We start from the raw sequence: 22,140 nt of genomic DNA on the forward strand, positions 1-22,140 counted from the left end.
CCAAAGTTGACGCGGAGCTGCGAGAGGGAAAGGGGCTTCGGGGGATGTTTGAGAAAGTAAAAATCGGTATACTCTTGAGTTACGAAAAGCTTGAGGAGAATTCGATTGCTGCAATTGATGAATCAACTAGGCATGATGCTTCGGCAACATACCTATGAAATTGCCATGATGATTATGGCAACATTGCTTGTTATTTATGGTGACGAAGTAAACCGACTGGTAAAAAAGATGGTTGGAAAATACCCGTTTATCGTTCGAGCACTGGTATTTGTTGCTTTGTGCGCATTTGGGTATGGCTATCTGTTGATTGGCTTCACGCCACTGTTGGCAAGCTGGATTCATCTTATTCCGCTTCACCTGCTTGGACCGGCTGTACTTATTACACTAGTAGTACTGGGTGTGTTGGCAGAACGAAAAAAACAATTATAAGAAAAAGGATAGGGTGCCATGACACAATCTTTTGTCTCGCTCCGAGCCGGTCATTCCGCGTTGTCGCATATTCAGAATAACGGGTTGAAAGCCGATGACGTAGGCTTACTGATGGGCGCTTCGGGAGGACCTAAATGGTTTGTACTTCAAGGTATCGATGAATGGCTATTCGGCGAGTTTTTTGCCAATAAAAAGGCTCCCCTTAATACTCTAGGGACCTCTGCTGGCGCATGGCGGTTCGCGTCGTTAGGGCAAAACGATCCCGTTGCTGCGAGTCGTCTGTTCGCCCAACTTTATAGCCATCAGACGTACAGTGCAAAGCCTGACCAACGCGAGATCACGTCGGAGGCAGAAAAGCTATTGCACAAATATGTACCTGAGTCTGCAGTATCAGACATTTTGTCGCAAACCCGAGTACATCATCATTTTATTGCCGTACGTTGTTTGCGCTCAACGGCGTCGGAAGGGCGTCGACAAGCGTTAGGTCTGCTGTCTTCAGCGCTGGCTAATAGTGTCAATCGACGCTGGTTAGGGCGCTATTATGAGCGTGTGGTTTTTCACCATCCTGCATCCGACTTGAAGATATCAAAGCATTGGTCAGACTTGCCGACACGCCATGTGGCGTTGACCGAACAAAACTTTCAGCCCGCGCTGTTAGCAACGGGCTCCATTCCTCTGGTGCTTGAAGGTGTGCGCGACATTCCCGGCGCGCCTAAAGGTGTTTATCGAGATGGTGGAATCACTGATTATCATTTTGATATCGATTTATCGCGCGTAAACGGACTGACACTCTATCCGCACTTCCATCATCAAGCGATCCCAGGTTGGTTCGATAAGCGTTTGAAGTGGCGACGCAGTACCGGGCGTGACTGGCCGAATACGTTATTTATTAGCCCGACCGATGCATTTTTGCAGAAATTGCCGTATCAGAAAATTCCAGACCGTAAAGACTTCGCGCAGCTTGATGCGCCGCAGCGTATTGATTATTGGCAGAAGGCAATCGATGCGGGTCGTTGGATGGCTGATGAATTGCAGACATTGATAGCCAATGGACGTTTGGGTGAACGTACTCAGTTGTGGGACTGAGTTAATCGATATCACACATTTGTTCAAACCGCTCAGCGGCCAATCGCGCCGCTGCAATGATTAACACGGTTGTTAAACGCTGTTTAAGCGCATCGAGCATGTCACTTGCGTGGCTATCGCCCGCTTTGCTGGCAAGCAGCATCCATGCGAATGCGTGAAAATCACTCTGTGGCAAATGCTCTCCTGACTGATACATCTGACCTAAGAAGCGCATGGATTTACTGTGACCGAGCATCGCCGCGCGCCTAAAATGCTTGGCGGCTCTAAATGGTGCATCCTGATAACATCCCGCTGCTTTGACGTAGTGATATTTAGCGCGTTTAGCAACCGTCGGACGTTTAGCCGGACGCGTATCGTCGACAGACTCAACCGCCAGAGCAGGCTGTTGCTGTAAGGTGGCTATTAGGGAGTCGACCCGAGCGAGCAAGTCAGTCTGCCATTGGTTAATGTCGTTGCGGCTCATAGGCTGTCAGTCACGCTTTTTTATGGTTAGAATGAAACGCATGTTTCTATGTTATGCGTAAATCAATGAAAAACCAATTAAGTGTTCCAAACCCCAAACAAATTGGCAACCAAAACTTTGCTGAACTGCTCGCGGCGGGTAATAGTATGTGCTTGTTTGTTTGGCAAGACACTGACCTCTGGCCTGTTCGTTATGTTTCTGAAAACGTCGAATCAATTTTTGGCTATACAAAGCAGCAATTCCTCGATAGAGACGTTCATTTCAAATTCCTCGTTCATGAGGATGATTTACCGCGTGTTAATGAAGAGGTTAAGCGGTTAAAAAGTGGCGAAACTGGCTATCGCATAACTCACAACGACTATCGTATCCGACACAAAAATGGTCGCCATGTATGGGTTTCGGATACGTCAATTATCAAAATGGATACCGAAGATGGCGTGCCGTTGCTGTTTGGCTATTTGATTGACATTACCGAGCGGAAAGAGCTTGAGATAAAGTTAGAGACGGAACGTAATCGCCTACAACTACTGCTGGATGCAACGCGCTTGGGTACATGGGAATGGAACCCTCAGTCAAACTTAACGGTGTTTAATGACCGCTGGGCGCAAATTTTTGGTTGGTCAAGGGAGGAGCTGGAGCAGAGTCCTTACAGTTGGTCGAGCCGACTTCACCCAGACGACTACGATCGCGTCTGGCGTGCGGTAAAGGATCATCTTGATGGCATCACTCCCTTTTATGAGAGCCAGCACCGTATCCGTCATCGTGACGGACATTATGTTTATGTGCTTGATCGCGGTCGCGTTATCGAACGTGATGAGCATGGCAATGCGACGCGCTATGCTGGCACGGTGACTGACGTAACCGAACAAAAACAAGCGGAAATCAATGCTAGGCGGGCGGCCAGCGCTAAGAACGTTTTTCTGGCTAATATGTCGCATGAGGTGAGAACGCCACTGCACGGGATACTTGGGCTGGTTGGTGTATTAGAAGGAACCGAACTCAATGAACATCAGCGACAATTGTTGCTCACGGTAAAAGAGAGCGGTGACCACTTATTACAAATGTTGAATGACTTATTGGATCTTACGCGGGCTGAAGAGGGACAACTTAAGCTCAATAAAGATGTCTTGTTGTTGCCGCGGATAATGCAACATATTGAGGCAATGTATCGACCTGCTATCGAAGATAAAGGTGTTAACTTCGTTATTAGACAAAGCAAGCAATTGCCGGAGCGCATATTCAGTGATCGCGCGCGCATTGTCCAGATACTGACTAATTTACTTAACAACGCGGTCAAATTCACTGATACGGGAACCATCACGCTAAAAGTCGATTGGCAAGCTGTGGAACAGGGTGAACAACCCGCCAGAGAACAGGGTAATTTGCTCATTGAAGTCCGTGATACAGGCTCAGGTATTCGAGACACACAGCGTATTTGGCAACTGTTTGAGCAGGAGCAGCAAGGCTTAAGTAAAAAGCAGAGTGGTAGCGGGCTCGGCTTAGCGATAGTGCGAAACCTCGTGCAATTATTGAATGGTTCAATTTACGTTGAGAGTGAACCCGAACAGGGCGCATGCTTTAGTTTAAGACTGCCTATGTACGCGGTGTATACTGACCAAGTTAATCCGGAAGCGCTCGATAAGCCGAAACTACCCGAGTTAGCGCCACGGCGAATATTAGTCGTGGATGACAATCCGATTAACCAATTGATTGTCAGTGAAATGCTCACTTCACTCGATCAGCAGGTGATAAAGGTGTCGAGCGGGCAAGAGGCGGTTGAAGTTTTGAAACGCAATGCCGTCGAAGTGGTTTTTATGGATCTCCATATGCCGACAATGGATGGTATGGAGACAACGCAGCGTATCCGCGACCTACCTGTTAACCAACCTCATATTGTGGCTTTGACTGCGAATGCGTATCCTGAAACTCGTACACAGGCATTGAGGTCAGGAATGGATGACTACCTGACGAAACCTTTCGTCAAAGCGGACTTAGCCCGAATTTTAAACCGACTGGATAAGGTAAAAAGTTAATGAGTTTTAAAAGCACAGAGCGTTATATTGTATCTGATGGTTTGTCGCAGGCGGTTAACGCTGCGGTAACATTAGAAAAGCCGCTACTATTGAAAGGCGAACCCGGCACCGGTAAAACACGACTGGCGATGGAACTTGCTGAAACACTGGAGGCGCCTTTTTTACAGTGGAATATCAAGTCGACGACCAAAGCACAGCAGGGGCTTTATGAATATGATGCGGTTTCGCGCTTACGTGACAGCCAACTCGGTAGTGAGAAAGTCCATGATATTTCAAACTATATTAAGCCAGGAAAGCTTTGGCAGGCATTTACCGCGGATAAGCGACCTGTATTACTCATTGATGAAATAGATAAAGCCGATATTGAGTTTCCTAATGACTTGCTGCAAGAACTCGATCAAATGGCATTTCACGTCTACGAGACGGGCGAGCAAGTTGAGGCAAAGCAACGCCCCATTGTCATTATTACCTCGAATAACGAGAAGACACTCCCTGACGCCTTTTTGCGTCGTTGTTTTTTCCATTACATTCAGTTCCCTGACGAAACGACATTGAGTGAAATCGTGCACGTTCATTACCCAAACCTTCAGCCCCGTTTGCTCGATGAGGCTTTAGCGGTATTCTTCGGAGTGCGCTCTATTTCAGGACTCAAGAAAAAGCCATCGACATCTGAACTACTGGACTGGATTCGGTTGTTGCTAACTGAAGATATTTCGCCAGAGCAACTAGCTGAGTATCGCGAGCGACCGTCCATGCTACCGCTCGCTGGAGCGTTGTTAAAACACGAACAAGATATTGAATTAATTGAGCGGGCATCACGTGCTTACTGAGTTTTACTTCACGCTTAGAAAACATGGATTGAAGACGTCGATCACAGAATACTTAACACTGCTAGAAGCGCTAGAGCGCGGTGTTATTTGGGGTAGTATCGATGATTTTTACCAATTATCTAGGGTTATGTTGGTAAAAGACGAGCGCTATTTTGACCGTTTCGATCGTGCATTTGCCGAGTATATCGATAAAGTGTCAGAGGTTGATGTCGCAGAACAAATCCCAGAGGACTGGCTCAATAACCCGCTGATGCGGGAGTTATCTGAGCAAGACAAGCAGAAGTTGAATCAGTTGGGTGGTCTCGATGAGTTGATGAAGGCGTTCAAAGAACGGTTAAAAGAACAACAGTCTCGTCATCAAGGCGGCAACAAATGGATTGGAACAGGCGGTACATCGCCGTTTGGCGCTTATGGCTATCATCCTAACGGTATCCGTATTGGCCAGGATGGGAACCGTAATCGCAGTGCGGCTAAGGTCTGGGACAAACGCCAGTTTCGTGATTTGGATGAAGATGCGGCCCTTGAACAGCGGTCGTATCAATTAGCACTGCGTTCGTTGAGGCAGTTTGCTCGGGCGGGGGCTCAGACCGAACTCGATCTCGACGAAACGATTCGCGCGACGAGTAAGAAGGGAGGGCTCCTCGATTTACAGTGGCAGGCTGAACGTCACAATGCAGTGAACGTATTGCTGTTACTTGATATTGGTGGGTCAATGGATGATCACATCTATCAGGTGGAACAGTTGTTTACCGCACTTAAGGGCGAGTTTCATAACTTAGAACGTTTTTATTTTCATAACTGTGTTTATGAAGGGGTCTGGCATGATAATGCGCGTCGACGTTCGAGTTTTGTAAGTACAGAGTCGCTGATAAAACGTTTTGGTGAAGACTACCGCTTAATTATCGTGGGTGATGCCACCATGGGGCCTTATGAGATCGCGTTCTCAGGAGGTAGCGTAGAGCACTGGAACGAAGAACCCGGGAAGGTATGGCTCGAGCGTCTCCTAGCGCGGTTTGAGCGCGCGGTATGGTTGAACCCCCAAGCGCAACAGCACTGGAAGTACTATCCATCTATTCATTTGATTAAGGAGATCATGTCGAATCGTATGGAAACGCTGACTCTCGCTGGCATACAACAGGCGATTGAGCATCTCCGATGAAATATCAAAATCAGTTTGCCTTGCTAGATGATGCACGGGAAAGCTTGCTGCAGCGTGTTGCGCTTATTCGTATGGCGCAACACAGTATTAAACTTCAGTACTACCTGTGGCGAGATGATGCCAGCGGTTTAACGTTATTAAATGAGTGCAAGCAAGCGATCGAACGAGGCGTCCAGGTTTATTTGCTGTTAGACGACTTTACCAGTAAGCCTACTGAACGCTTATTGCGTGATTTGAGTCAGCATCCAAACTTTCAGGTAAAATTCTTTAATCCGTTGGTTCATCGAAAACTCCGTTGGTTAAACTACTTTACTGATTTTCGTCGAGTGAATCGACGCATGCACAATAAGGCGTTTATTGTTGATGATCAGTATGCCATTGTTGGTGGGCGTAACATCGGTGATGAATACTTTGGCACCCATTCAGGACAGTTATTTTCCGATTTAGATGTTCTCATGAAAGGCCAGGGAGTCAATGAAATAGCCAATGACTGGTTGAGCTACTGGCAGTGTGATCTGGCTGTATCAATTGAAAATATTGCAGGTCGTAGTCTTACTGAGGCATTCATTGAGCGCTGGCAGCAGTTCAGCAAACAAGCGCATGCGGAACAGTTGAATGAATACGTATTTGGCGGTCTGTCAGAAGAGACCCTTGATTTGAGCCGAGTAAATTGGCATGAGGCAGAAGCTCAGTGGATAAGTGATGACCCCTATAAAGCATCGTTGTCGCATAAGCCATCGCGCTTGGTCGTTCAACAAATGGTCAAGGTGTTAAGCAAGGCAACCCAACAAGTCCGCATGGTCTCACCTTATTTTGTGCCGACGCAGAATGGTGTGCAGCAGATTGAGTCGATGCTGGAACGCGGCATTCAGTTTCAAGTGTTGACCAACTCATTAGCCGCTACGGATGTACCGGCTGTACATGCCGGTTATCAACGTCGGCGTCGACGTTTACTAACGGCCGGTGCCAAGCTTTATGAGTTACGGCGTACGCAAGAGTCACCACAAAATCGCGTGCTACCATACTTTCGCAGGTCAGCAACAAGCTTGCATGCCAAGACGGTAACGGTTGATGAGCGTTCAGTCTTCGTCGGCTCATTTAATTTTGATCCTCGTTCAGCACAAATAAACACCGAGGCTGGACTCATCATTGAATCACCTAACTTGGCTCAACGTATTATTGAAATATTTGATCATGAACTACCACTACGCGCGTATCAGGTAAGGTTGAATCGTTTTTATAAGCTCTATTGGGTGGATCGAAGCCATGTACCTGTTAAACGTATATATCGCGAGCCTGATGCTGGGCTCAGACGACGTTTTGTAGTCTGGCTAACAGCTCGCTTACCGGTTGACCATTTACTTTAATATGACGCATAAGAAACCCCACTTACCAACAAAGTGCTGTGCTCATTGTCAGCGTCCCTTTACTTGGCGTAAAAAGTGGGCGCGTGACTGGGAGCATGTTAAATACTGCTCCAAACGTTGCGCTGGGCTGGCACGCCAAGCGGCGCGCCAGCAGCCTGATGGCAATTAAAGTTGTTGAGCTATCCAGAGCCGAACCTTTTTTTCTAGTAAAAACAAGGGTAAGGCTCCGTCCTCGAGTACCACGCGATGAAACCGCTTAATATCGAATTTAGCGCCAAGTTTTTGCTCAGCCATACGACGCAGCTCGGCAATCTTCAACTGACCTATCTTATAGGCCAGTGCTTGACCTGGGAGCGCCATGAAACGCTCAGCCTCGGATACTGCTCGCGCTTCTGCGACCGGCGCGTTGTCATACATGTAATCGAGCACTTGTTGACGTGTCCAGCCTTTATCATGAATACCGGTATCAGTGACTAGACGAATAGATCGCCACAGCTCAGCAGCCAAGGCACCAAAGCGTTGGTACGGGTCTTCATATAATCCTAACTCATCGCCTAATGACTCGGCATATAATCCCCAACCCTCAGTGTAAGCTGTTTCGCGGCCGTACTTACGAAACAACGGTAAGTCTTTGAGTTCTTGCTGAATGCTGATTTGAAAGTGGTGACCAGGAGCCGCCTCGTGAAGAAATAGCGCAGTCTTAGCCCACGTAGGTCGCGAGGATAGATCGTAAGTGTTCAAATAAAATACAGCGGGGCGAGCATTATCTTGAGGGGCTGACTGATAACTGCCTGAACTGGCTGATTGCTCGCGGAAACGTTCGACCGGTCTTACTTCGTAATCTGCTTTAGGAAAAATATTAAACAGTTGCGGTACGCGCTCGTCGACCTTAGCGCGCAGTGAGCGATAGTCCTCTAACATAGCTTGACGGCTCGGATAAATAAACTGTTCATCGTTCGTCATGAAATCGAAAAACGCTTTTAAATCGCCCTCGAAGTTGATTTCTCGCATTATTTTGCGCATCTCGTCATGAATACGAGACACCTCTTGTTTGCCAAGTTGGTGTACTTTATCGGCGCTGATATCGATCGAGGTATTGACCTTGATTTGATGTTGATACCAAGCTTTCCCATTGGGGAGTTGGCCAATACCAAAAGTTTTGGTGCGCGCGTGAGGAAGATAATCTTCTTCTAAGTAGTCAGCCAAACGCTGGTATGCAGGAAGCACCTCGTCACTCAAAATCCGATTATATTGTGCTCTTATAGTTTGTTTTTGTTGCTCTGATAGTGTTTGTGGTAATTCATCAACAGGGCGCCAAAAAATGCTTTCTTTGATATTACTGACTTGTTGCGCTCTAATTTGCGCAATGGCCTTTTCGATAAGAACGTGAGGTTGTACAACACCTTTTTCTACACCATTTTGCATATTTTCAATCGCTTGATCGAAAATGACAGGGATTTGATGCATACGCTCTGCCCAGTTGGCGTAATCTTCGGCATTATTAAAGGGCTGAGCTGAGGTACCCGAGCCCAACATCGCGTACTGGTTAGCAATATTATAAAACTGATTAATCGGTATTAGATGAGAAGGAAACTTGCTACCTTCAATGGCGTCGATGCGGTCTTGACGGAATATTTGGTAACTGATTTTTTGCCTTTCTGTCAGTGAATCGATGTCAATCGAGTCAATCTTATCAAGATATTTTTGCTCTAATTCAAGTTGCTGTTGTCGGTGCGCTGGTGAGAGAAAGTTCGGCAGTTTATCGTTATAACCCGTGCGTCCGATATAGGTGGCTGTCAAAGGGTTTAAACTCAAATTTTCGTCAAAATAATTGCTGTAGAGCTCATCAAGCTTCTGTGATACCGAGACACTTTTAATTGATGAAGATGCCTTTGTACTTTGCGTTTGCTGGGGGGCGTCACCGCAACCAGCCAATACACCTGCTAACGCTAATACAATTAAAGAATGTTTCATAACTAGGCTAACTCCGTTCTATTTCTACCGTTTTGTTTAGCTTCATAAAGTGCCTTATCGGCCGCCACTAGCAATGCACTGTGATTTGGATAGTGTTCACTCGACGCAACGCCAATACTGACCGTGACCGATAGCTCGTTGGCAAGATGATTAAACGATGTGTCTTCCACTGTTTGTCGGATGCGCTCAGCCGCTTTGAGTGCCTCTTTGGCATTAGTTTCAGGCATTAGAAGGGCAAACTCTTCACCACCCCAACGGGCGATATAGTCGACATCTCTAAGCATATTACTGAGTAATGCTGAGAGTTCGATAAGCACTTGGTCACCGATGACGTGCAAGTAACGGTCATTAATTAGTTTAAAATGGTCAACATCGATAATCGCAAGAGACAGTGGTTGGGCAGAGCGTTCACAACGCTTAACCTCATATTGCAGTTGCTCATCGAACGCGCGTCGGTTGCCCAACTGCGTCAATGAGTCTTGCCGTGCCAAACCTTTCAGCTCCTTGGTTTTTTCAGCCACCATTAACTCCAGTTGTGTGCGCTGGTTACTTAAGAAACGGATGCGCGCTCTGACTAATATCGTGGTGATGGCAATGCCAGCTAAAGCAATGGTGAGCCAAAACCACGACTGTTGCCAAGGGTGCTCTGAACGGGTGAAAGCAAAGCTAACGGGCTCGCTCCAAGCGCCGCCAGGATAAGCTGCTCGGACCTGAAACACATAATCATTGGCAGGAAGCGAGGTGTATTCTGATGTTGTCATCGACCCGCGAGGTAGCCATTGGTCATCAAAACCCACCAAACGTACCTGATACTCAATGTGATCAGCCATCAAGTAGCCCAACCCAGCATAGTTGACCACTAAGCGTTGGGTATCTGCAGGAATTCGACTTCCATAACTTACTCGTTTTCCATCAGCAGTGACTGAAGCAATAACCGCTGGCGGGGCAATTTGCACCATTGCTTTTAAATCAGAAGGTGCAACCGAAGATACTCCCCGAGCGGTGCTCATCCAAACGCGACCACTATCACTGCGTATCATCGAGGGGCCGCCGCTATTGACTTGTGAGCTGCCCATGCCATCGACCTCGGTAAAGCGTTGATAGCTGAGTTTATTGATAGTGCCTTCCAGAAACTTTCCAAATACGTCGTGGGCGATAAAAATCGCTCCACGGTTCGAACCTAACCAAATGTTGGCGTCTCCATCGAACGACATCGCAAGATAGTTATCAAACGGTAAACCTTGATCACGGTTAATAATTTGCCAGGTGTTATTTTTCTGGTGGTGATATATAAGCCCGCGATCGGTAGCCAAAAAGACATAAGGACCTTTATGAGTAATTTGGAAAGTGAGTTGCGCATTATGTAAATCAGAGAAGTCGAGTTGTTTTACCGTCCACTTTCCATCCATTGAAGTCGTTAAATCAACAACTGAAACACCGCTGACCGAAGCGATCCACAACTCGTCATTAATAACCCGTAGCGCGGTAATATAATTGTTCTGTATCCCATCTTGTGTCGTAATTGTGCGCGTCTGCCATCCCTGATCGGTTTTTATGAGGTGCGTTACGCCTGTCGGGGAGCCAAGAAAAATGCCATATTCATTGGATGTTGTTAGAGCACGAACTTCCTCAGAGTGAAGCACAGAGTCCGCGGTTAAGTGTTGCGTGACACGCTCACCATCCCACATAAATAATCCGTTCGTGTAGGTACCGATGAGCAGTTGATCTTGGTATTGTTCAAAGGACAACACCGATTGATTAGCTAAGGGGTGGGGCGCCTCGAAAGTAGTTAAACGAGACTCGGTCAGTTGGCTGATACCGCTACTGGTTCCGACGTAGAGTTTATTTTTGAATTCATAAACGGTGCGAACAAAGTCTCCCGCTAGCCCGTTATGAGACTGCATGGTGGTAAACAATGAGCGACGAAATTGCATTAAGCCACCATGGGTCGAGACCCATACGCTGCCCTCTTGATCCTCTAAAATATCAAGCACGTGATTATTCGGAAGACCGGTTTCGGTGGTGACCTGTTGTAACTCACCTTTAAAAAAACGCAGTATACCGTTGCGGTAGGTTCCTAGCCACAGGGCACCGTCCTGTGTTCTGTTAATTGCGCTAATAGTATAGTTAATATCCGGCAATAGTTTTTTGAACGTGAAGCTTTCGCCTTGTTGTTGAAACAGACCACTCCCTGTACCAACAAGCAATCGTCCATCGTGATCGAGAAACAACTTGCGAATGCGATTATCCGGTAACCCCTCCACTCGCTGAAACTGCGTTGCGCCTGACTTTTTAACCATCAGCCCGCCCGCAGTTGCGGCCCACAAATTGCCCTCCGTATCGACTCGCGCCTGATACACATTATTAGAGGGCAAGCCATTGTCGGTAGTAAACTGCGACACGCGCTCGTTATTTTCGTAGTTAATCAGCCCTTGCTCACTGCTCGATACCCAAATCGTGCAATTGCTATCGATTTCAACCTCATTAACGAACGGTGGGGCGGGCTCAAGTGGTAACCATCGGTTATCGTGAAAGCGGCTTATACCGCCCCGGGCGCCTGCAACATAGATACTATCGTCACACGGGTTGAGTGCGATTGAGAAAATACCAATATCGGGTAATCCAGTGACACGAATATCATCGTAAATATCAAAGTCTTTGCCATCAAAACGCACCGGACCTTGCCATGTACCAAACCAAAGAAAACCTTGTTTATCTTGGGCAATGGCATTAATTGAGTTGTGCGGCAGACCGTCGCGCGTCGTCCAACTTTGGCGAGTCATGTAGTGTATCGATTGATCAACGGGCAACTCAAAGTCGATAGTATTGATGGCAGAGCCTGCAGGTGCGCTTTGCGCGTGGCTGTCTATACTGAAGAGCGAAACAGCGATAACGAATGAAAACAGTTTAAGCATGTTGGGTATCACGTGTTTGACCATTAATTCACGACTTAAAGGATTGCTTGCATTCAAATGGTACGTGAATTGTAAATTGATTACCAATACTTACAACATTCGTAATAACTGAACCTGAAAATATATCAACCTTGGAGATTAAGCATGACTAAATCTTATGCGGCACAATCTGAAACCTCGGGTATGGCTCCCCATACTATTGAGCGCCGTGAGCCTCGTGCTGACGATGTAGCCATCGATATTTTGTATTGCGGTGTCTGCCATACCGACATTCATTATGTACAAAACGATTGGGGTGGCACGATTTATCCGGTGGTACCGGGGCATGAGATTATTGGGCGTGTCACGCGAGTGGGTGCTGATGTGAAAGACTATAAAGAGGGCGATATTGTCGGCGTGGGTTGCATGGTTGACTCTTGCCGAAGCTGCGAAGCGTGCGACCAAGGTCTTGAGCAATATTGTTTAAATGGCATGGTGCCGACATACAACGGTGAGGACAAACTTGACGGCTCAATAACCTACGGCGGCTACTCAGAAAATGTGGTTGTCAGTGACCGTTTCGTTGTGCGCGTTCCCGATAGCCTCGATCCTGCCAAGAGTGCTCCTTTGTTATGCGCAGGGATAACCACCTATTCGCCGTTACGCCATTACGGTGTTAAAAAAGGCGATAAGGTTGGCGTCATTGGTATGGGTGGCCTGGGTCACATGGGCGTCAAATTTGCTAAAGCGATGGGGGCTGAAGTGACATTGTTCACTCGCTCAGAGAGCAAAGTAAAGGAAGCGAAAAAGCAAGGGGCAGATCATGTCGTAATTTCTACCGATCCCGAACAGATGGAAGCCGTTGCCGAAACATTTGATTTCATGCTCGACACCGTGCCCGTTCAGCATGATTTGAACCCTTATTTGAACTGCCTGAAATTTGATGGAACGCATATTTTGGTCGGTTTGCTTGAACCAGTAGACCCCGCATTACAGGCAGGACAACTGGTAATGAAGCGTCGCGTATTAGCGGGTTCTTTGATTGGTGGAATGCCTGAAACGCAGGAAATGCTCGATTTCTGTGGTGAGCATGGTATCCACTGTGATGTGGAAATGCTTGATATTAAAAATATCAATGAGGCCTTTGAGCGAATGAAGAAGGGCGATGTTAAGTATCGATTTGTAATTGATATGGATACTTTGAAGCAATCTGCTTGATTTAACTAATCTTCAATCAAAAAGATTGACGGACATTGATTTTTCCGTCAATCTTTTTTTATTTGGACGGTTAATCAATCCCCGTGAAACAGTTACTTCGTCCTACCTATATTACCGGTAAGCTTGACCCGAACTTCCGTCGCAACCAGTTGTTGGAAGTGTGTCTGGTTATTGGGGTTATTGCATTGTTGTCATTGGCGGCATTAAACGCTTTTTTGTTTAATGATCTGGACCTTGCGCTCATGGACGCCATAGGTGCCGGTATTGCCGGCGGCTTACTTTACTTGCTCAAAAAGCGCTATTTGATAGAGCTCGTCAGTTGGTTGTTTGTGGTAATGATAGGCTTGTTAATTTCAACATTCTTGTTGTTAGCTGCAGGCAATAATAACGGTTATCTCTGGACTGCTTTATTCCCTCCTTTTGCTTTTTTTCTTCTAGGGAAAAATAAAGGTCTTTGGGTTACTGTATTGTTTTTTTCTGTATTTATGTTTCAGCTGTACACGACAATATTTATTAATAAAGCCCCTCATTTATCTTTAGGAGCCTTTTTAAACACGCTTGAGGTGTTTGTTATAAGCCTTCTTTTGTATCGCTTTTACGAAAAGACACGGACTGAAGCCAATCAATTATTACATGAACAGAGTGTACGATTGGAGAAAATGGCAAAAACCGATAAGTTGACACAGTTATTTAATCGGCAGTACCTCGATTCGACGTTATTTAGTTTGTACAAGAAACGTCGGTCACTACCGATTTCAGTGCTGTTACTTGACGTTGACTTATTCAAGGCAATTAATGATGAATACGGTCACTTATTCGGTGACGAAGTACTGATAAAGCTGTCTAAGCGCTTGGCCGAATCTGTAAGAGATTACGATGTGGTGGGTCGCTGGGGTGGAGAAGAGTTTTTAATCATCGCGCCTAACACATCCCAGCTTGATGCACTGGGTTTGGCTGAGCGTATTCGCAGACAACTTAACATGCAGGTTAATGAGTCGGTGACGACCAGTGTCAGTATAGGTGTATCTAGCACTGATAGAGTTAAGAGCCCTGAAGAATTGATATCACAAGCTGATAGAGCCCTGTATCAAGCGAAATCGAATGGGCGGAATCAAGTCCGAAGTTTTGTTTCGGCGGTTGAATCTGAACATCGAAAAGTCAATAATACGGCTTAGGAAGAGGTGCGGTTGCTAGGTAACATTACTGACTGAGTTCCAACACGCAAGTAATGTGAGGGAGTTAACCGCCGAGGTAGTTCATTGGTTGGACAATGTGTTACCGACTGTTGGGTTTGAAAACCTGCAGTTGTCACCTATCGGGTGGAGAGCTTCTGGCTGCATTTTTGAGTCATCTCAGCGTGGACCAAGCTCTCTGAACATTGTTGTAATTTGTTCAGAGGATCAAATGAATCAACTTCAGAATAATCTCAGTATCGCCAAATTCGGCGGCACCAGCGTTGCAACTTATGACGCTATTTCCGCAGCTGTAGCCAATGTACAGCAACAAACTCAACGTTTAATCGTAGTGGTCAGTGCCTGTGGTGGCGTGACCGACGCGCTGGTTAAAATCGCACATATGGCGAGCAATAGTGCGGATAGTTTGGCACAGATAGAGCAGCGTCATCAGACGATTCTTTCTCAAGTCTCTCGGTTGAGACAACCCCGTTTACTCTATTGGCAGACTGCGCTTGAGTGTATTCATGCTGATTTGCGTCAGCATTTAGAGGAGAGACCGGGTGAAACGTCGACGCGCTTTTCCCAATGGCGTGATCGATTGTTGAGTTTTGGGGAGCGCTGCTCAAGTTTGTTATTTTGTGCTGTGTGGGAAGAACAAACTCAAACGATGGCTGAGGTGATGACCGCTGAAACGTGGTTGGTTACTGATGAACGCTTTGGCCATGCGCGTCCGAATATGGACGCAACCCGCACCAAAACAGCTCAACAATTGCTTACCTTAAACTCGGACATTCAGTATGTCACGCAAGGGTTTATTGGCGCCACCGAAGCGGGCTTGACAACGACGTTAGGAAGAGGGGGGAGTGACTACAGCGCAGCGCTGCTTGCAGTGGCGACAGGGGCCAGTGAAGTGCAAATTTGGACCGATGTCGCGGGCGTCTATTCCACCGATCCTCGCCTGTGTAAGGAAGCGTTCCCTATTCCAGAAATGAGCTTTGACGAAGCGGCAGAGATGGCAACTTTTGGCGCAAAAGTGCTACACCCAGCAAGCTTGATTCCCGCAATCGAGCACAATATTCCGGTTTTTGTGGGTCATAGCCAGTTTCCAGAGCGTGGCGGCACTCGACTGGTGAAAAATACCGTTTTTCGCCCTGACGTACGTGCGATTGCTGTGCGTAAAAAGCAAACGCTGATGACGGTGCATAGTATTGATATGTTCCATGCATCGGGTTTTTTGGCGAAGCTTTTTGGCATTTTCGCTAAATACGACATCAGTGTTGATTTGATTACCACATCGGAGGTGAGTATCGCCCTGACCTTGGATGAAGGCGGCAGTCAAGCCAATAACCAAGTCACTTTACCCTCGGCTGCGATTGACGAGATTGAAGCCTTCGCTCGGGTCGAGCTAGAACAGGATTTATCGTTAGTGGCACTCATCGGTAACCAAATTGGACGACAGTCCCAGCTCAGCCAGTGGGTTTTTGACGCTGTATCACCTACACCGGTGCGTATGATATGCCAAGGTGCAAGTGCTTATAACCTGTGCTTTTTAATTCCGTCATCCGATACCGATTCGGTGGTTAATCGGTTACATGAACGGATAAAGCGATAAAGCTTAGAAAAATTCAGCTTTGGCTGATTAAAATAACCAGGGTTATGGGTATAATGCCTGCGCAATTACAATAACGACGAGACGCGGGCATTTACATGGATTTTTTACACGCTATTTGGTTGGGTATTTTACAGGGAATCACAGAGTTTCTACCCATCTCTAGTTCAGCTCACCTCATATTGCTACCGGTACTGACCGGTTGGCAAGACCAGGGGGTTGCTTTTGACTTGGCTGTTCATGTTGGAACTTTACTCGCTGTAGTAGGCTATTTTCGTAAGGAAGTGAGTACGCTGTTGTTTGATGGTTTACGTTCGATTCCTAAGGGTCGACATGTCGGTGACAGCAAACTTGCCTGGATGGTTGTAGTAGCCACGATACCCGCGTGCGTGGCAGGTTACTTCCTTATTGATTACGTCGACTCCGTATTGCGTGCTGTTGCCGTGATCATTACCACTACGGTTGTGTTTGCCATCTTACTAGCTGTGGCAGATAGGTACTGCCGTGGCGAACGCACGTTGGCGCAAATTGGCTTAAAAGACGCGCTTGTTGTTGGCCTGTTTCAAGCTATTGCACTTATTCCAGGCACTTCACGTTCGGGCTCAACGATCACGGCGGGTCTCTTTCTTGGTATGACGCGTGAGACCGCATCAAAGTTTTCATTTTTTATGGCCATCCCGATCACCGTAGCAGCTGCCACGCTTAAGTTACTGGATGTTGTCAGTGAGGACGTATTAATCGACTGGACAGCATTTGCTATCGGAACATTAGCATCATTCATCACTGCGATTACCGCTATTCATTTATTTTTGAAATGGTTAAACCAAGTCGGCATGTGGCCTTATGTTATTTATCGTTTTTTGCTGGCCGGGTACTTAGTTTGGGTTTTCTATCTGTAAGTGTGTTTCGCTATTTAAGGTAAAACAAACGTATGTATGAAGCACTAAAAGGGCGCTTAGCCACGCTAAAAAACAACCGTTTATTCGAGTTTGCGGTGATTACGGTGATCATCATCTCAGCACTGGAGATTGGTGCGAAAACATACGAACTCCCGAGCTTGGTAAATACGATGCTGGTGGGCTTGGACTGGTTCATCACTATTTTTTTCGTGGTTGAAATTGCCATACGGTTCATCGCCGATAGCGATAAAAAGCACTTCTTTAAAAATGGCTGGAATGTGTTCGATACGCTGGTAGTCGTGGTCAGTCTCATTCCAGTGAATGACTCTGAACTTGCCTTGTTGGCTCGCCTTGTGCGTGTATTCCGAGTGCTCCGAATGATATCGATCATTCCCGAATTACGAACGCTCATCACATCCTTGCTAAAAGCACTGCCGCAGATGGGTTACGTCGTGTTGTTGATGTTCATTATCTTCTACATCTACGCTGCGCTGGGGAGCTATCTATTCAAAGATATTAATCCGTTCCTATGGGAAAACATCGCACGTTCGATGCTCACTCTGTTCCGTGTGATGACGTTCGAAGACTGGACGGATATCCAATATGAGACGATGGAAGTCTACCCATGGAGTTGGTTGTTCTATATGACGTTCATTTTCTTGACCGCTTTTGCTTTTCTGAACATGGTGATCGGTATTGTTGTCAATGTAATGGACAAAGAAAGCCGACTTGAACTGCAAGCGTGTGAGCAAGAGCTTGAACAAAGTCGCGAGCAGCAGTTAAACGAGCAAATCGCTGGTTTACGGTCAGAGATCACCGAGTTAAAGCAGCTTATCGTCAAACAAGGTGGGCATGGAACAAGTAACGACGCCTCTTAAAGTTAACATTCTGCGTAAGCCGATAAAGCATATTTATTTGCGCTTACGCTCGGCTGATGAGCTAGAGGTGAGCGCTCCTAAACGCTGTCCTCAAAAGTTTATTGATGAACTCATTGCAGAGCGGCATGACTGGATTACACAACGTCGAGAACAGTTGCGTGATACGGCGCGCTCGCCCAGCGTGCCTTTACTCAGTACGGAGCGCGTTTTGCTCGCGGGCCACTGGTATGTGTGCCAGCCTTGCCGACGCGCTAAAGAGGCTGGCCCTGAGGCTGATTCGGCACTGTTCAACGTGACTGTACGGGGCGATAAGCGGCTGACTGAACAACACGTCGAACGACAATTGCGCCGTTACTTAAGTGAGCGGATCACGGTGCTCCTTGCTTATTGGGAACCCATAATGGGTGTCAAAGCAGGTTGTTTCGGCATCCGCAAAATGCATACACGATGGGGCACTTGTAACACAAGAACCGAGAAGATTTGGCTAAGCTTTCAGTTAGTTCACTTTCCGTTAGAGCTGCTTGAGTACGTTGTTGTTCATGAGCTTACGCACTTATTTGAGCGCTACCATAACAGGCGTTTTTATGCGTTAATGGACTCATTTCTGCCGAATTGGCGTTCATTAAAACAACGTTTGAACCATTATGAGATACCCGATTACCCCAGCGGGCAGTGAGGATTTTAGGCAAGCTGCTAAGCGGCGTTTGCCACGTGCACTATTTGATTATATTGAGGGTGGTGCATTTGCTGAACAAACCGCACACGCTAATGTCCATTCGTTTTCTCGCTGGCGCTTACAACAACGTGTGCTGCGTGATGTTGAACATATAAACCTTGCGGTTAATCGACTGGGCCAGCCTTATGCAGCGCCGCTTGCGCTAGGACCTGTGGGCTTAGCAGGCATGATGGCGCGTCGTGGCGAAACACAGGCATACCGAGCTGCTCAACACGAACACATTCCTTTCTGCGCATCCACCGTGTCACTGTGCGGTATTAATGAAATTCATCAGCATCGTGACACTCAACCGGCATGGTTTCAATTATACATGATGCGCGATCGCGAATTTGTTGCACAGCTACTTGATCGCGTGCAAGCACAAGGTGTTGAAGTGCTCGTTGTGACGGTTGATTTGGTGGTGTTGGGTGTGCGCTACCGTGATGTCAGGAATGGCTTTGAATCAAGCACGGGGCTAGCTAAAATAAAGCGATTCTATGACTTTGTATCACATCCCCAATGGTTATGGGATGTGGGTATAAAAGGCGGCCCCCACGTTTTTGGTAATCTCACCGACGCGGTGCCCAATGCACGACAGTTGACAGACTTCAAAAGCTGGGTCGACGCACAGTTTGATCCTCGTGTCACGTGGGATGATATTGCGTGGATTCGCTCCCGTTGGCCCGGCAAGTTAGTAATCAAAGGTATCTTGCATTCTGATGATGCACTGCAGGCTGTAAAAGTCGGTGCCGACGGTTTGATCATTTCTAATCATGGAGGGCGTCAACTCGATGGTGCGCCGTGTCCGATTGATATATTACCTGAGGTTCATCAACACCTAGTTAATCAGGGGTGTCGTGATCGCATTGAACTTTGGCTCGATGGCGGGCTGCGTAACCCACAGGATTTGTTAATTACACTGGCACTGGGCGCCGATGGTGGGCTTTTAGGGCGTGCATGGATTTACGCACTGGCTGGCTATGGCGAGTTGGGCGTGACACAACTACTGAAACAGTGGCAAAAAGCACTCTCCGTTAGCTTGGCGTTGATGGGGTGTAGCGACATTAATCAACTGAATGAATCGCACTTAATAAGAAACCAATAATAAGGAGCGGGTGTGAGAAAAAATGCAGCACAGTTAGCCGTAGCAGCGCTCGAAAAGCTGGGTGTGACACACACGTTTGGTATTCCCGGTGTTCATAATACAGAGTTTTATGATGCATTGAACGCCAGTGATCAGATTACGCCTGTCTTAGTCACCCATGAGGGCGGTGCCGCGTTTATGGCCGATGGCATGAGTCGCGTTCGGCAAATAACTGAGGGCATTGGTGTGCTCGCCATTGTGCCCGCAGCCGGTTTTACCCACGCCGCGAGCGGTATTGGTGAAGCGTACCTTGATGGTGTTCCGATGCTTGTGATTTCGGGTGGGGTGCGCACGGATACCGAGTTTGATTTTGTATTGCATGGTGTTGACCAATTGGAACTGGCAAAGGGAATTACCAAAGGCGCGTTTCGTGTTAATCATCAAAATGATGTGACCGATGTGTTGTATCAGGCTTACCAACTGGCGACCGAGGGAAAGCCCGGTCCCGTGTTAGTCGAAATCCCCGTTAATTTGCAGCTATTTGACGCGACCGTTGATCAACCTCAACAGCCACCTCAACCCACTAAGCCGGCTATCGATGAGCAAGCCATTCAACGGGCTGTTGAGCTCATATCAGCGGGTAAGAGACCGGGACTGTTTGTCGGTTGGGGCGCGCGTCACGCGCAACGGCAGTTGATTGATTTAGCTGAACGTTTGCAAGCACCGGTGGCGACCACTTTGCAGGGCTTGTCGACTTTTCCTCATGACCACCCGTTGCACGCAGGCTTTGGTTTTTCAGCTTCGGCAGTACCCGCAGCGCAAGCAAGCTTCGAAGACTGCGACTTAATGATCGCGATTGGTACACGCTTTGCCGAGATCCCAACAGGCAGTTTCAGTGCGAAAGTGCCTGAGAACCTGATTCATATCGATATTGATGAGTCAGTATTCAACCGTAACTATCCGAGCAAAGTGAGTATCAAAGGAGATGCCACAGAGGTACTGAAGTTGTTAAACAACGCGCTGAGCGGTCAGGTTGCACGAGCCGATGGTACGTCGCTCAAGGCTACAATTAAGCAGTTAAAACAGGATTACGCCAACGAATGGCAAGCGTATGACAGTGGCGAACGTATTAATCCATACACGTTTTTTACGTCACTCGCCGCGCAATTAAGGGACGATGCGGCCATTGTCCTAGATGATGGAAATCATACGTACTTGGCGGCTGAGCTATTGCCACTAAAAGCCGATATGACGTTACTGACCCCCACTGACTATAATGCGATGGGCTACGCTGTACCCGCGGCTATTGGTGCAAAGCTGGCGCATCCCGAACGACAAACGATAGCCATTGTAGGAGACGGTTGTTTTGTTATGACGGGAATGGAATTGCTGACTGCACAACAGCAGGGGATTGGTATTGTCTGTTTTGTATTTAATGACGGCGAACTATCACAAATCGCGCAAGCGCAGCAAATGCCGTATGCGCGGAAACCCTGTACGACATTGGTGGGCGCGAAATTTGAAGGCATGGCATTAGCGACCGGAGCGCATTATGTACGTATTGAAACCGAAGCGGAACTCGATGCGTATATAGCACAGGCGTTTGACGTCGCAGCGCAAGGACAGAGTGTACTGGTTGATGTTAATATTGATTACAGTAAACCAACGCGCTTTACCCAAGGTACGGTAAAGTCGACTTTTAAGCGCTTTCCGGCCCGTCAGAAGCTGCGCATTGCGGGTCGTGCGGTGAAAAGAAAACTGTTTGGCTGAACCCTTCGCCAAAGGTCGAATCGTGTTGTATTAACGATATGATTAAACTGAAGTAAATACTGTTTTAGGGAGTTAACGTTGAGATATTTACACACCATGGTTCGAGTCGAGGATCTCGACGCGTCATTGCGTTTTTATTGTGACTTGTTGGGCCTTAAGGAAATGTATCGGAAAGAGGTTGAAGCCGGTCGTTTTACACTGGTTTTTCTAGCTGCACCCGAAGACGAAGACGCGGCGAACGAAAACAAAGCGCCGATGGTGGAGCTCACATATAACTGGGATCCAGAGTCGTACGACGGTGGTCGCAATTTTGGCCATTTAGCCTATGAAGTCGACGACATTTATGCGCTGTGCAAAAAGCTACAAGATAACGGTGTGACGATAAACCGTCCGCCACGTGATGGACGCATGGCATTTGTCCGTTCTCCGGATGGTATTTCGATCGAGCTGCTGCAAAAAGGTGGCGCACGTGAACCACAAGCACCTTGGGACACGATGGAAAACACGGGTGAATGGTAATTAGAGGGTAGATCCCGTATAATTCGCCCACAGTTCAA

The 22,140-nt window shown here is 47.3% G+C and carries 19 protein-coding genes and 1 riboswitch; of the genes, 16 read left to right on the forward strand and 3 right to left on the reverse strand.

Features of this window, described 5'->3' with window-relative positions; translation table 11 throughout:
* The first annotated feature begins 105 nt into the window (after window positions 1-105).
* Both B2X00_RS06620 and B2X00_RS06625 read left to right on the forward strand, forming a co-directional pair.
* The gene (locus tag B2X00_RS06620; RefSeq protein WP_290486619.1) at window positions 106-429 is read left to right on the forward strand and encodes a DUF3392 domain-containing protein; all 324 of its coding nucleotides are present in this window, start codon (window positions 106-108) and stop codon (window positions 427-429) included.
* Between the two features lie 18 nt (window positions 430-447).
* Entirely contained in the window at window positions 448-1,515 is a 1,068-nt protein-coding gene (locus B2X00_RS06625; RefSeq protein WP_290486620.1) for an alpha/beta hydrolase, read from the forward strand.
* Window position 1,516: 1 nt separating this feature from the next.
* Here B2X00_RS06625 and B2X00_RS06630 read toward each other — a convergent pair whose 3' ends face one another.
* Window positions 1,517-1,978, reverse strand: coding sequence for a tetratricopeptide repeat protein (locus tag B2X00_RS06630; protein ID WP_290486621.1), 462 nt, complete (start codon window positions 1,976-1,978; stop codon window positions 1,517-1,519).
* A 65-nt stretch (window positions 1,979-2,043) separates the two neighbouring features.
* Here B2X00_RS06630 and B2X00_RS06635 point away from each other — a divergent pair, with 65 nt between their 5' ends.
* Genes B2X00_RS06635 through B2X00_RS06655 form a run of 5 tightly spaced genes read left to right on the forward strand, consistent with a single transcriptional unit; the run spans window position 2,044 to window position 7,536 of the window.
* The gene (locus B2X00_RS06635) at window positions 2,044-4,011 is read left to right on the forward strand and encodes a PAS domain-containing sensor histidine kinase (RefSeq protein ID WP_290486622.1); all 1,968 of its coding nucleotides are present in this window, start codon (window positions 2,044-2,046) and stop codon (window positions 4,009-4,011) included.
* Entirely contained in the window at window positions 4,011-4,841 is an 831-nt protein-coding gene (locus B2X00_RS06640; protein ID WP_290486623.1) for an AAA family ATPase, read from the forward strand. Before B2X00_RS06635 ends, B2X00_RS06640 begins: the two co-directional genes overlap by 1 nt.
* Window positions 4,831-6,000, forward strand: coding sequence for a vWA domain-containing protein (locus B2X00_RS06645; protein ID WP_290486624.1), 1,170 nt, complete (start codon window positions 4,831-4,833; stop codon window positions 5,998-6,000). The genes B2X00_RS06640 and B2X00_RS06645 overlap by 11 nt, the downstream gene beginning before the upstream one ends.
* A complete protein-coding gene (locus tag B2X00_RS06650) occupies window positions 5,997-7,367 on the forward strand; it encodes a phospholipase D family protein (protein WP_290486625.1) in 1,371 nt (456 codons plus the stop codon). The genes B2X00_RS06645 and B2X00_RS06650 overlap by 4 nt, the downstream gene beginning before the upstream one ends.
* A 1-nt stretch (window position 7,368) precedes the next feature.
* Complete coding sequence (locus B2X00_RS06655; protein ID WP_290486626.1) at window positions 7,369-7,536, forward strand: DUF2256 domain-containing protein; 168 nt, start codon at window positions 7,369-7,371, stop codon at window positions 7,534-7,536.
* Here B2X00_RS06655 and B2X00_RS06660 read toward each other — a convergent pair.
* On the reverse strand, window positions 7,533-9,341 hold the full coding sequence (locus tag B2X00_RS06660) for a DUF885 domain-containing protein (RefSeq protein ID WP_290486627.1): 1,809 nt from the start codon (window positions 9,339-9,341) through the stop codon (window positions 7,533-7,535). The genes B2X00_RS06655 and B2X00_RS06660 overlap by 4 nt on opposite strands.
* A 2-nt stretch (window positions 9,342-9,343) precedes the next feature.
* A complete protein-coding gene (locus B2X00_RS06665) occupies window positions 9,344-12,256 on the reverse strand; it encodes a ligand-binding sensor domain-containing diguanylate cyclase (RefSeq protein ID WP_290486628.1) in 2,913 nt (970 codons plus the stop codon).
* Window positions 12,257-12,400: 144 nt separating this feature from the next.
* Between B2X00_RS06665 and B2X00_RS06670 the strand changes: the two genes are divergently transcribed.
* From B2X00_RS06670 to gloA, 9 genes are all read left to right on the forward strand, one after another.
* A complete protein-coding gene (locus B2X00_RS06670) occupies window positions 12,401-13,453 on the forward strand; it encodes an NAD(P)-dependent alcohol dehydrogenase (protein ID WP_290486629.1) in 1,053 nt (350 codons plus the stop codon).
* A gap of 83 nt (window positions 13,454-13,536) precedes the next feature.
* Complete coding sequence (locus B2X00_RS06675; protein ID WP_290486630.1) at window positions 13,537-14,628, forward strand: GGDEF domain-containing protein; 1,092 nt, start codon at window positions 13,537-13,539, stop codon at window positions 14,626-14,628.
* Window positions 14,622-14,791, forward strand: a riboswitch (Lysine riboswitch). Its footprint overlaps the gene before it by 7 nt.
* Before the next feature lie 66 nt (window positions 14,792-14,857).
* On the forward strand, window positions 14,858-16,240 hold the full coding sequence (gene lysC, locus B2X00_RS06680) for a lysine-sensitive aspartokinase 3 (protein ID WP_290486631.1): 1,383 nt from the start codon (window positions 14,858-14,860) through the stop codon (window positions 16,238-16,240).
* Window positions 16,241-16,335: 95 nt separating this feature from the next.
* A complete protein-coding gene (locus B2X00_RS06685; RefSeq protein WP_290486632.1) occupies window positions 16,336-17,136 on the forward strand; it encodes an undecaprenyl-diphosphate phosphatase in 801 nt (266 codons plus the stop codon).
* Window positions 17,137-17,168: 32 nt separating this feature from the next.
* Window positions 17,169-18,014: an ion transporter gene (locus B2X00_RS06690; RefSeq protein ID WP_290486633.1), complete on the forward strand. Its 846-nt coding sequence runs from the start codon at window positions 17,169-17,171 to the stop codon at window positions 18,012-18,014.
* Window positions 17,989-18,690: a M48 family metallopeptidase gene (locus B2X00_RS06695; RefSeq protein WP_290486634.1), complete on the forward strand. Its 702-nt coding sequence runs from the start codon at window positions 17,989-17,991 to the stop codon at window positions 18,688-18,690. The genes B2X00_RS06690 and B2X00_RS06695 overlap by 26 nt, the downstream gene beginning before the upstream one ends.
* The gene (locus B2X00_RS06700) at window positions 18,659-19,834 is read left to right on the forward strand and encodes an alpha-hydroxy acid oxidase (protein WP_290486635.1); all 1,176 of its coding nucleotides are present in this window, start codon (window positions 18,659-18,661) and stop codon (window positions 19,832-19,834) included. Before B2X00_RS06695 ends, B2X00_RS06700 begins: the two co-directional genes overlap by 32 nt.
* Before the next feature lie 12 nt (window positions 19,835-19,846).
* Entirely contained in the window at window positions 19,847-21,583 is a 1,737-nt protein-coding gene (locus B2X00_RS06705) for a thiamine pyrophosphate-binding protein (protein WP_290486636.1), read from the forward strand.
* A gap of 78 nt (window positions 21,584-21,661) precedes the next feature.
* A complete protein-coding gene (gene gloA, locus B2X00_RS06710) occupies window positions 21,662-22,102 on the forward strand; it encodes a lactoylglutathione lyase (protein WP_290486637.1) in 441 nt (146 codons plus the stop codon).
* Window positions 22,103-22,140 lie beyond the last annotated feature (38 nt).

The organism is Idiomarina sp. UBA3162 (genome assembly GCF_002364475.1).
Classification (GTDB): Bacteria; Pseudomonadota; Gammaproteobacteria; order Enterobacterales; family Alteromonadaceae; genus Idiomarina.